Below are 12,026 nucleotides of genomic sequence, written 5' to 3'. Positions count from 1 at the left end.
AGAGCGAATCATGAACACCCATGTGCTGGTAATTGACGATGAACGGGATATCCGCGAGCTGGTGCGGGAGATCCTGGAGGACGAAGGTTACGAGGTGAGCGTGGCCGAGGACGCGGCGCAGGCGCGCCAGGCCCGGCGCCAGCGCCGCCCCGATCTCATCCTGATGGACGTCTGGCTGCCGGACACCGACGGCCTGACCCTGCTGCGCGAATGGTCGCAGCAAGGCGGCGTGGATTCGCCGGTCATCATGATCTCGGGGCACGGTACGGTGGAGACGGCGGTCGAGGCGACCAAGCTCGGCGCCTATGATTTCGTCGAAAAACCGCTTTCCCTGTCGAAGCTCCTGCTGGTGGTGCAGCGCGCGCTGGAAGCCGACCGTCTGCAGCGGGAGAACCTTGGGCTGCGCGAGCACGCCCTGGCTCTGATCGAGCCGATCGGCGGCAGCGCCGCGCTGAGGGAGTTGCGCACGCAGGTCCAGCGTATCGCCAGGCACAACGCCTGGGTGCTGATCAGCGGCGAGCCCGGCAGCGGCAAGGAGCTGTTCGCGCGATTCCTGCATCATTGCAGCGCGCGCGCCAGGGGCCCGTTTGTCGAGGCCGGCATCGCCGCGATCGCGGGAGACAACGCCGCGGTCGAATTGTTCGGCGCGGAGCAGGGCGCGGGCATCCGCTACGGATTCTTCGAGAAGGCGAACGGCGGCACCCTGCTGCTGGGCGAGATCGGCGAGATGAATCTTGCCGTGCAGGCCAAGCTCATCGGGGCGCTCGAGGACAAGCACTTCATCCGTGTCGGCGGCAAGGATCCGGTGCCTTTCGATGTGCGCGTGATCGCCGCGACCCATCGTGATCTGGAGGCCGACATCAAGGCGGGCAGTTTCAGGGAGGACCTCTATTACCAGCTCAACGTGGTCCCACTGCGGATACCGCCGTTGCGTGAGCACAGCGAGGATGTTCCGGCGCTGCTCGACTATTACGCCGATGTCTTCGTCAGGCAGGACAATCTGCCGCCGCATCGCTTCACCGAGGCGGCGCGCAAGCGCCTCTGCGGACACCACTGGCCAGGCAATGTGCGCGAACTGAAGAATCTGGTGCAGCGCCTGCTGATCCTGGCCACCGGGGAGGAGATCACGCTGGGAGACGTGGAGACGGCCCTGGGTGTGCGCACGCGCCATACGGCGGAGATCCCGGTCGCGTTCGATTCAGAATTGCGCACCGCGCGCCTGGAGTTCGAGCGGGCCTATTTCGAGTATCAGATCGGCGTCGTGGGCGGCAACATGGCCGAGGTGGCGCAGCGCGCCGGCATCGAGCGGACTCATCTGTACCGCAAGCTGCGCATGCTCGGAATCAAGGCGAAGCAGGATTAGAATCACGCGGGCACGATTAATTCACGGATCCGGATACGGGAAGTGATCACGACATGAAGATAATCATACTGGGGGCGGGGCAGGTCGGTGGGTCCGTGGCGGAGAATCTGGCGCGCGAGGCCAATGACATCACGGTGGTCGACCACGACGCCAAGCGTCTGCAGGAGCTGCAGGACCGGCTCGATCTGCGCACCGTCCTCGGCCAGGCGTCCCATCCCGAGGTGCTGCGCCGCGCCGGGGCGGAGGACGCCGACATGATCATCGCGGTCACCAGCAGCGACGAGACCAACATGGTCGCCTGTCAGGTCGCCTATACCCTGTTCCACACCCCGACCAAGATCGCGCGCGTGCGCGCGCGCGACTACCTCGCCTATTCGCAGCTGTTCACCCAGGAAGCGCTGCCGATCGACATGCTGATCAGCCCCGAACAGGTGGTGATCGACCAGGTACAGCGCCTGATCGAATACCCGGGCGCGCTGCAGGTGCTCGATTTCGCCGGCGGGCGCGTGCGCCTGGTCGCGGTCAAGGCCTACTATGGCGGGCCGCTGGTGGGACATGAGCTGCGCGAGCTGCGCGAGCACATGCCCGGCATCAAGACCCGCGTCGCCGCGATCTTCCGCCGCGGCGCCCCGATCACCCCCCAGGGCGATACCGTGATCGAGGTCGACGACGAGGTATTCTTCATCGCCGCGACCGAGGACATCCGGGCGGTGATGGGCGAGCTGCGCAAGCTCGACAAGCCGGTCAGGCGCGTCATCCTGGTCGGCGGCGGCAACATCGGCAAGGGCCTGGCGAGCGCGCTGGAGAACCGCTACCAGGTCAAGCTCATCGAGCACGATACGGCGCGGGTGCAGGAAGTGTCCGGCGAGCTCGAGCGTACCCTGGTTCTGCAGGGCGATGCCGCCGACGAGGATCTGCTCGTCGAGGAAAATATCGAGAATACCGATGTGTTCTGCTCCGTCACCAATGACGACGAGGCGAATATCCTGTCCTCCATGCTCGCCAAGCGACTCGGTGCGCGCAAGGTGATATCCCTGATCAACCGCTCGGCATACGTCGACCTGGTGGAGAGCGGCAATATCGACATCGCCATCTCACCCCATCTCGCGACCATCGGCGGTCTGCTCGCCCATGTGCGCCGCGGCGACGTCGTGGTCGTGCATTCGCTGCGCCGCGGGGCGGCCGAGGCGATCGAGGCGGTGGCGCACGGCGACACCAAGTCGTCCAGCGTAGTGGGCCGGGCCGTGGAGGACATCAAACTGCCACCCGGCACGACCATCGGGGCCATCGTGCGTGGTGACGAGGTGCTGATGGCGCACCACGATACGGTGATCGAGGCGGACGACCACGTCATTCTGTTCCTCGTGGACAAGAAGCGGGTCGCCGAGGTGGAGCGCCTGTTCCAGGTCGGCGTCACCTTCTTCTAGGTCTCTCAGTATGACCCATTCAACCGTTTCGTTGCGTACGCGACCACCGCGTGCGCGGATGCCCCGCCGATGCAGCTGCGCATCATCCAGCGCATAGTCGGGTTGTTGCTGACGCTGTTCGGCGCGAGCATGCTGCCGCCGCTATTGCTGGCGTGGCGCGACGCCGATGGCACCCTGGCCGGTTTCGCGCTTTCCTGCGCCGTGACAGTGGTTTGCGGCCTGATTCTGTGGCTGCCGGTACGCGGCGTGCGTCTTGATCTGCGCCTGCGTGACGGCTTCCTGGTAGTGGTATCGTCCTGGATGCTGCTCGCGCTGTTTGGTGCGTTGCCTTTTCTGTTCAGTCCCGGGTTGTCCTTCGGAGACGCCGTATTTGAATCGCTCTCCGGATTGACGACCACGGGCGCGACGGTGCTCAGCGGGCTGGACGGGTTGCCGGATTCGGTCCTGTATTACCGCCAGCAGCTGCAATGGCTGGGCGGCATGGGCATCATCGTGCTGGCAGTGGCGATATTGCCGATGCTCGGCATCGGCGGCATGCAGTTGTTCCGCGCCGAGACTCCCGGGCCGATGAAGGATAACCGGCTTACTCCGCGCGTCACCGAGACGGTGAAGGCCCTGGGATACATCTACCTCACCCTGACCCTGCTCTGCGCGGGCGCCTACTGGATTGCCGGGATGAGCCTGTTCGATGCGGTGGGGCACAGCTTTTCCACCGTCTCGCTCGGTGGGTTCTCCACCCACGATGCCAGCATCGGTTATTTCGACAATCCCCTGATCGAGAACGTGGCGATCGTGTTCATGATCATTTCGGGGGCGAATTTCGCGCTCCACTTCATCGCCTGGCGCGGCGCCGGCGTGCAGCCCTATGTGCATGACCCCGAGTTCCGCACGTATCTGTACGTGCTCGCCATCATGACAGCGGTCGCGACCGTGCTGCTGTACGTCAGCGGGACTATGTCCGGATTCGGCGAATCCCTCCAGCGCGGCCTCTTTCAGGCGGTTTCCATCGCGACCACGGCCGGCTTCACCACCTCCGAATATCACCAATGGCCCTCGTTCCTGCCCTTTCTGCTGCTGATGAGCAGTTTCATCGGCGGCTGCGCGGGATCCGCCGGTGGTGGCCTGAAGGTGATCCGCGTCCTGCTGCTGATGCGCCAGGGCACGCGCGAGATCAAGCGCCTGGTGCATCCCAATGCCTATTATCTGGTCAAGATCGGGAACAAGGCCCTGTCGAGCGAGGTCATAGACTCGATCTGGGGATATTTTTCACTGTATGTCGTATGTTTCTGCATTATGACGCTGTTGCTGGCGGCCACCGGCGTGGAGCTTGTCACCGCGTTCTCCGCCGTCGCGGCCTGCATCAACAATATGGGCGCCGGACTGGGGAACGTCGGCAACGATTTCTCCGGCCTGAATGCGGCCTCGAAGTGGGTGCTGTGCGCGGCGATGCTGCTCGGCCGCCTTGAAATGTTCACCCTGCTGGTGCTGTTCATGCCCGGCTTCTGGCGTAAATGATCCGGTCGCGGCCGCGGCGCGAATTCCTTGGGAGAGACGTGATGAACGACAGCCGTAAGAAGTGGGACGCAGTCTACAGCCAGAAGACGGGTTTTCCCGGCGCACCGACCCGGGTGCTGGCCGAAAACGTTCACCTGCTGCCGCACGGAGGGGACGCGCTCGAGATCGCCTGCGGTCTGGCCGGCAACGCCGTGCTGCTCGCGGAACGCGGTTTCAGCACCCGCGCATGGGATATCTCGCCGGTGGCGATCGAGCAGGTGAACCGCTACGCCCGCGAGCGCGGATTGCCGCTCGGCGGCGAGGCGCGCGATATCATGGAGCGGCCGCCGGAACCGGGCAGCTGTGATCTCATCGTCATCGCCCATTTCCTGGAGCGTGCCCTGGTGCCGCATCTCGTCGCCGCCCTGCGCAGCGGCGGCCTGCTGTTCTATCAGACGTTCACGCGCACGCGGGTGACGGATGCCGGCCCCGGCAATCCGGAGTTCCGTCTCGCGGACAACGAGCTGCTGGCGCTGTTCGCGCCGCTCAGGCTGCTCGTGTATCGCGAGGAGGGACGTGTCGGTGCGCTGGATCAGGGCCTGCGCGACGAGGCCATGATCGTCGCGCAGAAATCATGAGGTGCGGCGTGGATAGAAGCGCGCCGCTCCGGGGGGACGCGTCTTGAAGCGTTTGTAGCCCCACTGGTATTGCTGCGGGATACGCCGCACGCAGTCCTCGATGGCGGCGTTGACGGCCCCGGTGATCCCTTCGACCGAGGCGTCGCCCGACGGCAGCGCCAGGGGCTGGAAATGCAGGCGATAGCCCGAGCCGTGTGCGAGGCGCTCCGCGTAGGAGATGAAGACGGGGGCGCCGGTCTGCTGCGTCAGCCGGGCCAGCAGCGTCATGGTGTAGGCGGGGATGCCGAAGAACGGGCTGAAAATACCGTTGCCGTAGCGCGGTTCCTGATCCGGCAGGATGGCCAGCAGTTCGCCGCGGCGCGAGGCCTTGAGCAGCGCGCGCACGCCCGCCGTATCGGACGGGACGAGACGGGCGCCGAAGCGCTCGCGCGCCGCCGTCATCAGTGCGTCGAGGCTGCCCAGGCGGGGAGGACGATACAGGCTGGTCATGGGGTGGCGCATCGAGCAGTAGAGCCCGACCATCTCCCAGGCCCCCAGGTGAGGGATGGCGAGTATCGCCCCGCGGCCGGCGGCCAGCGCCTGTTCCAGCAGGTTCTCGCCTTCCGCGCCCAGGACCAGCTGCCGGATGCGTTCGCGATCCCAGTGCCACAGCGGACCGGTTTCCATTGCGGTCCTGACCGTCTCCATCAGGCATTGTTCCGTCAGACGGCGCCGGGCGGGGGCGTCGAGCTGCGGATAGCAGCGCGCGAGGTTGATGCGCGCGACATGGCGGGTATCGTTGGGGACGCGCGCCAGCAACCGGCCTGCGCCGGCGCCCAGCGCGTGGACGACACGCAGGGGCAGATATGCGCACAGGCGCAGGGAAAGTTTTATCAGGCGCGTCCGCATCGACTGCTTTCGTTCATGAGAATGCTAGAATAGCGCATGGTCCGCGCCGGGCGGGTCAGGATCTTGCTTCTTGCCATGGACTGCATCGGAGCGGGCATTCCCCCGGGCGCCGCCGCACCGGTACGAATCACGCATCACATGTAAGGAATACCCACGTCAACCAGCGAGTCTAAATCAGGACATCGACTTTGTCATGAGAGAAAAATTCATAGATCGGATACGCAGGCGCGTGCTGCTCTGCGACGGCGGCACCGGGACCCTGATCCAGGCGGAGCAATGGGACGTCGAACGCGATTTCCTCGGCCTGGAGAACTGTTCCGAGATCCTGTGCAAGACGCGGCCGGATTTCGTGCGCAAGCTCCATCGAACCTATTTCGAGGCCGGCGCCGACTGCGTCGAGACCAACACCTTCGGCGCCAACAAGATCGTGTTCGCCGAGTTCGACCTCGTCGAGCAGACCTATGAGCTGAACCGGCTGGCGGCGGCGCTGGCGCGCGAAGTGGCCGACGGCTTCAGCACCCCGGAGTGGCCGCGCTACGTGATCGGTTCGATGGGTCCGGGCACCAAGCTGCCCAGCCTCGGTCACATTGATTACGACACCCTGGAGGATTCCTATTATGAGCAGGCCCGCGGCCTGCTCGATGGCGGCATCGATGTCTTCCTGCTGGAGACCCATCAGGATCTGCTGACCATGAAAGCCGGCATCAACGCCTGCAAGCGCGCGCGCGCGGAGAAGGGCCGCGCCGACGTGCCGATCTTCGCGCAGGTCACCATCGAGACCACCGGCACCATGCTGGTCGGCTCCGACATCGGCTGCGCGGTCACCGCGCTGGCGGCCATGGATGTCGACGCCATCGGCCTCAACTGCGCCACCGGCCCCGCCGAGATGGCCGAGCATGTGCAGTATCTCGGCGAGAACTGGCCCGGCATGATCTCGATCATGCCGAACGCCGGTTTGCCGATGCTGGTGGAGGGGAAGACCGAGTATCCGCTGTCGCCGGAGGAACTGGCCGGCTGGCAGCAGCGCTTCGTCGACGAGGACGGCGTCAATCTGATCGGCGGCTGCTGCGGCACCACGCCGGCGCATATCTCGCGTCTGCGCGCGATGCTTGACGCGCGCACCGACGCCGCGCCGCGCGCGCGCGGGATCACCCTCACGCCCGCGGTCAGCTCGCTCTACACCAGCGTCCCGCTGCGGCAGGAGAATGCGGTATTCGCCGTCGGCGAGCGTTCCAACGCCAACGGCTCGAAGAAGTTCCGCGACCTGCTCGGCGCCGAGGACTGGGATGCCCTGGTCGGCATCGGCCGCGAGCAGGTGAAGGAAGGTTCGCACGCCCTCGACGTCTGCGTCGCCTACGTCGGCCGGCCCGAGGCCTCCGACATGACCGAGGTGATCACGCGCTACCGCGGCCAGATCACCGTGCCGCTGGTGATCGATTCGACCGAGACGCCGGTGCTGGAGACCGCGCTGAAACTGCTCGGCGGCAAGAGCATCATCAACTCGATCAATTTCGAGGACGGCGAGGAGAAGGCCGAGAAGGTCCTCGGCTACGCGAAGAAATTCGGCACCGGCGTGGTCGCCCTCACCATCGACGAGGAAGGCATGGCCAAGGAGGTCGACCGCAAGCTCGTCATTGCGCGCCGCCTGTACGAGTTCGCCGTCGGCCGCCATGGCCTGCCGCCGTCCGACCTGATGTTCGACCCGCTCACCTTCACCATCTGCACCGGCGTGGAAGAGGACCGCAACCACGGCAGGAACACACTCGATGCGATCGAACTCATCGCGCGCGAATTCCCCGAGTGCCAGATCCTGCTCGGGCTGTCCAATATCTCGTTCGGCCTGAACGCCGCGGCGCGCCATGTGCTGAACTCGGTGTTCCTGCACCATGCGCAGCAGCGCGGCATGACGGCGGCGATCATCCATGTCTCCAAGATCATGCCGCTGCACAAGATCGACGAGGCGCACCGCGAGGCAGCGGAAGATCTCATCTTCAACCGGAGCCGCGACGGCCGCGATCCGCTCATCCATTTCGTCGATCTGTTCAAGGACGTCAGGGAATCGGCCGCCGTCAAGACCAGGCCGGAGACGATCGAGGAGGCGCTCAAGCAGCGCATCATCGATGGCGACAAGAAGGGCCTGGAGGACGACCTGCGCGAGGCGCTTAAGATGTACAGCCCGCTCGACATCATCAACGAGCTGTTGCTCGATGGAATGAAGGTGGTCGGCGAGCTGTTCGGAACTGGCCAGATGCAGTTGCCCTTTGTGCTGCAATCGGCCGAGACCATGAAGGCCGCGGTGGCATTTCTCGAACCGCTGATGGAGCGGGTCGACGGCCAGCAGAAGGGCACGCTGGTGCTCGCCACGGTCAAGGGAGACGTGCACGATATCGGCAAGAACCTGGTCGATATCATCCTGACCAACAACGGCTACCGGGTGATCAATCTCGGCATCAAGCAGCCGCTGACCAGTATCCTGGAGGCCGCGCAGGAGCACCGCGCCGACGCGGTCGGCATGTCCGGCCTGCTGGTGAAGTCGACGGTGATCATGAAGGAGAATCTCGAGGAGATGAAACGGCAGGGCGTGAATATTCCGGTACTGCTCGGCGGCGCCGCGCTGACGCGCCGCTATGTCGAGTCAGACTGCCGCGCCGCCTACACGGTGCCTGACAATGTGCATTACGCCAAGGACGCCTTCGGCGGCCTCAAGCTGATGAACGGCATCATGGAAGCCAAGAACGGCGCACGCTGAGCGGCACGCGCCGGTTCAGGATTGAATCGAGGAGTCCCCGCCGATGGGCGACCGTGAAAGCTGGGCCGAGGAGAAGCGTTCCGCCGGGCTGTATCGCATCATGGCGGAAGTCGAGGGCGATCCTGCCAAGTCCGCGCTGTTCAATTCCCTGGCCCATGCCGCCGAGGCGCAGGCGGGACTGTGGGAGGACAAGCTGCGCTCCGCGGGCGCGGCGGTGCCGCCGCGCCCGCGCCCGACCTGGCGGACCCGCGTCATCGCCTGGTTGATCCGCCGCATCGGCCCGCGCGCGATACGGCCGGCGCTGGCCGCGATGAAGATCCGCGGTCTGTCCGTCTACACCCACCCGTCTCCCAGCCCAGGGCACGCAATGCCCGCCTCGGTCGAGGAGATCGGCTATCGTCATTCCAGCCTCGGTCGCGGCGGCAATCTGCGTGCCGCCGTATTCGGCGTCAATGACGGCCTCGTGTCCAATACTTGCCTTCTGCTGGGGGTGGTCGGCGCGGCCCAGGACGGCGGCGTGGTGCTGCTTACGGGTGCGGCGGGCCTGCTGGCCGGCGCCGCCTCGATGGCGGCCGGCGAATACATCTCGGTGCGCTCGCAGCGCGAGCTGTATGAGTACCAGATCGGCCTCGAGCGCGACGAACTGGCGGAATATCCAGAGGAGGAGGCGGAGGAACTCGCGCTGATCTACAACGCGCGTGGACTCGATCTGGCGCAGGCGCGCGAGTTTGCCACTGATCTGCTCAAGGATCACGAGAAGGCGCTCGACGCGCTCGCGCGTGAGGAGCTCGGCCTCGATCCCGGAACGCTCGGCTCGCCGCTCGGCGCGGCGGCCTCCTCCTTTGTTTCCTTCGCCGCCGGGGCGCTGATCCCGTTGATTCCGTTCCTGTTCGGGGCCGGTGGCCGGCCTGTCGCGGTCATGATCGCCTTGAGTCTCACCGCCCTGTTCAGCGTGGGCGCGCTGCTCAGCCTGTTCACCGGCAAGGGCGCGTTGTGGAGTGGATTGCGCATGATGCTCATCGGCGGGGGCGCCGGGCTGGCGACCTATCTGATCGGTCACTGGATCGGCGCCGCGCTGGTCTAGGCGCTGTCAGCAGAGGGGGGGGAGATGATCGGGCAGTATCCCGCAATCAAGCCATATGTCACGCACAGCCTGCAGGTCGATGCGCTGCATACACTCCATGTCGAGGAGTGCGGCAACCCCGACGGCCTGCCGGTGGTATTCGTGCATGGAGGTCCTGGCGCCGGCTGCGAGCCGTGGCACCGCCGCTTCTTCGATCCCGAGGTCTATCGCATCGTGCTGTTCGACCAGCGCGGCTGCGGACGTTCGACACCGCACGCCGAACTGCGCGACAACACCACACCGAATCTGGTGGCGGACATGGAACGCATCCGCGTGCACCTCGGCATCGAGCGCTGGGCCGTGTTCGGCGGTTCATGGGGTTCCACCCTCGGACTGGTCTACGCCGAGACCCACCCCGGGCGCGTGCTCGGCCTGATCCTGCGCGGCATCTTCCTGTGCCGGCCCGAAGAGATCCGCTGGTTCTACCAGGAGGGCGCGAGCTGGCTGTTCCCGGATTACTGGGAGGAGTATCTGCGTCCGATCCCGGAGGACGAACATGGTGATCTGGTCGGAGCCTATTACCGCCGGCTGACCGGCGAGGATGAGATCGCGCGCATGGCCGCCGCCAAGGCGTGGTCGCGCTGGGAGGGCAAGACCTCCAATCTGCTGCCGCGCAAGGAGGTGGTGGACCACTTCTCCGAGCCCTATACCGCGCTCAGCCTCGCCCGCATCGAGTGCCATTACTTCATGAATGACACCTTTCTCGAACCGGACCAGATCCTGCGCGACGCGCCGCGACTCGCGGATATCCCCGGCGTCATCGTGCATGGCCGCTACGACGCGGTATGTCCCCTGAAGAACGCCTGGGACCTGCACCAGGCCTGGCCGCGCGCGGAGTTGCGGGTCATCCCCGATGCCGGCCATTCCGCGCTCGAGCCCGGCATCGTCGACGCGCTGGTGCGTGCGACCGTCGATTTGTCCAAGCGGCTGACGTGATCGCGCTGCTGCAGCGCGTCACCTCGGCGCGCGTTCAGGTCGATGGGCGCACCGCGGGTGAGATCGGCCGCGGCGTGCTGGTGTTTCTCGCCGTCGAGCGCGGTGACACCGAGGCGCAGGCGGAGCGCCTGCTCGAGCGCGTGCTGAACTACCGCATTTTCCCCGACGCTACCGGGCGCATGAACCGCAGCGTGCTCGAGTCCGGCGGCGAAGCACTGCTGGTGTCTCAGTTCACGCTCGCGGCGGACACCCGTTCCGGTCCGCGGCCCAGCTTCACCCCGGCGGCGGAGCCCGCGGAGGCGCGGCGCCTGTTCGACCACGCCCTCGCGCGGGCGCGGACCTATCCTCTGCGCATCGCGGCGGGCGAGTTCGGCGCCGACATGCAGGTCGCCCTGGTCAACGACGGTCCGGTCACCTTCTCCCTGCGCGTCGCGCCAGATAACTGACGGTGGGGACAGATTTATTTTCCCTGTTTCAAAAAATAAATCTGTCCCCAATAAACAGCGAATCCATAAACAGGCAACACTAAAACTCAATCTGTCCCCAGGGAGGCTCCATGGCTGTCTATGCCATTGGCGATGTGCAGGGCTGCCAGCGCGAATTGACGACGCTGCTCTCGCTGCTCGATTTCAATCCGGATGCGGACCGTCTGTGGTTCGTGGGTGATCTGGTCAATCGCGGCCCCGCCTCACTCGAGGCGCTGCGTTTCGTGATGAGCCTGGGTACGAGCGCCGTCACGGTGCTCGGCAATCACGATCTGCACCTGCTCGCGATCGCGGCCGGTGTACGCGATGCCGGTCCGGGTGATACCTTCGAGGAAATACTGGCCGCGCCCGATCGCGACGCGCTGCTCGACTGGCTGCGGCAGCGTCCGCTGCTGCATCACGACGCCGCGCTCGGTTACACGATGATCCATGCAGGGCTGCCGCCGCAGTGGGACCTCGCGCAGGCCGCGGCGTGCGCGGCCGAGGTCGAGGCCGTGCTGCGCGCGCCGGATCACAGCGCGTTTCTGCGCGCCATGTACGGCAGCAAACCGGATCACTGGTCCGAGGAACTGCGCGGCATCGATCGCCTGCGTTTCATCCTGAACTGCCTGACGCGTCTGCGCCTCTGCGATGCGGAGGGGCGGATCCATCTGAAGGAAAAGGGTTCGCCGTTCGGACGCACCGACGATCTGAAGCCATGGTTCGATATACCCGATCGGGCCAGCGCAGGGCTCCGGCTGGTGTTCGGTCACTGGTCGGCGCTCGGGCGGTATCATGCCCGTAATGTCTTCGCCCTCGATTCCGGCTGCGTCTGGGGCGGCGCGCTGACCGCGCTGCGCCTCGACGGCGAGCCGCGCTGGTACAGTCTGCCCTGTGACGGGTACTGCCGGCCGGGGGAGGAATAGTTCGGGGGAGTTCGACAT

10 protein-coding genes are annotated in these 12,026 nt (G+C 65.6%); 9 read left to right on the top strand and 1 reads right to left on the bottom strand.

What is annotated here, in order from left to right; all coding sequences use genetic code 11:
* The first annotated feature begins 7 nt into the window (after nucleotides 1-7).
* From IPM20_09235 to IPM20_09220, 4 genes are all read left to right on the top strand, one after another.
* Nucleotides 8-1,363 carry a sigma-54-dependent Fis family transcriptional regulator gene (locus tag IPM20_09235; GenBank protein ID MBK9131797.1) on the top strand — a complete coding sequence of 452 codons (1,356 nt, stop codon included), beginning with the start codon at nucleotides 8-10 and terminating at the stop codon, nucleotides 1,361-1,363.
* 53 nt (nucleotides 1,364-1,416) lie between these two features.
* Nucleotides 1,417-2,790, top strand: coding sequence for a Trk system potassium transporter TrkA (trkA, locus tag IPM20_09230; GenBank protein MBK9131796.1), 1,374 nt, complete (start codon nucleotides 1,417-1,419; stop codon nucleotides 2,788-2,790).
* A 69-nt stretch (nucleotides 2,791-2,859) separates the two neighbouring features.
* Nucleotides 2,860-4,305: a potassium transporter gene (locus tag IPM20_09225; protein MBK9131795.1), complete on the top strand. Its 1,446-nt coding sequence runs from the start codon at nucleotides 2,860-2,862 to the stop codon at nucleotides 4,303-4,305.
* A 41-nt stretch (nucleotides 4,306-4,346) separates the two neighbouring features.
* Nucleotides 4,347-4,922 carry a class I SAM-dependent methyltransferase gene (locus IPM20_09220; protein ID MBK9131794.1) on the top strand — a complete coding sequence of 192 codons (576 nt, stop codon included), beginning with the start codon at nucleotides 4,347-4,349 and terminating at the stop codon, nucleotides 4,920-4,922.
* Here the strand turns inward: IPM20_09220 and IPM20_09215 are convergent.
* Entirely contained in the window at nucleotides 4,917-5,810 is an 894-nt protein-coding gene (locus tag IPM20_09215) for a lysophospholipid acyltransferase family protein (protein ID MBK9131793.1), read from the bottom strand. The two genes, IPM20_09220 and IPM20_09215, sit on opposite strands and share 6 nt — an antisense overlap.
* A 193-nt stretch (nucleotides 5,811-6,003) precedes the next feature.
* Here IPM20_09215 and metH point away from each other — a divergent pair, with 193 nt between their 5' ends.
* The 5 genes from metH (at nucleotide 6,004) to IPM20_09190 (ending at nucleotide 12,008) form a co-directional block, all read left to right on the top strand.
* A complete protein-coding gene (gene metH / locus IPM20_09210) occupies nucleotides 6,004-8,559 on the top strand; it encodes a methionine synthase (GenBank protein MBK9131792.1) in 2,556 nt (851 codons plus the stop codon).
* A 43-nt stretch (nucleotides 8,560-8,602) separates the two neighbouring features.
* The gene (locus IPM20_09205; GenBank protein ID MBK9131791.1) at nucleotides 8,603-9,643 is read left to right on the top strand and encodes a VIT1/CCC1 transporter family protein; all 1,041 of its coding nucleotides are present in this window, start codon (nucleotides 8,603-8,605) and stop codon (nucleotides 9,641-9,643) included.
* A gap of 24 nt (nucleotides 9,644-9,667) precedes the next feature.
* A complete protein-coding gene (gene pip, locus IPM20_09200; protein MBK9131790.1) occupies nucleotides 9,668-10,618 on the top strand; it encodes a prolyl aminopeptidase in 951 nt (316 codons plus the stop codon).
* Nucleotides 10,615-11,064: a D-tyrosyl-tRNA(Tyr) deacylase gene (locus IPM20_09195; protein ID MBK9131789.1), complete on the top strand. Its 450-nt coding sequence runs from the start codon at nucleotides 10,615-10,617 to the stop codon at nucleotides 11,062-11,064. Before pip ends, IPM20_09195 begins: the two co-directional genes overlap by 4 nt.
* A 110-nt stretch (nucleotides 11,065-11,174) precedes the next feature.
* Nucleotides 11,175-12,008: a symmetrical bis(5'-nucleosyl)-tetraphosphatase gene (locus IPM20_09190; protein MBK9131788.1), complete on the top strand. Its 834-nt coding sequence runs from the start codon at nucleotides 11,175-11,177 to the stop codon at nucleotides 12,006-12,008.
* Nucleotides 12,009-12,026 lie beyond the last annotated feature (18 nt).

It is taken from the genome of Gammaproteobacteria bacterium, assembly GCA_016716465.1.
GTDB lineage: Bacteria > Pseudomonadota > Gammaproteobacteria > SZUA-140 > SZUA-140 > JADJWH01.
Note: the sequence above shows the minus strand (reverse complement) of the source record. Positions and strands in the feature narration are given on the sequence as shown.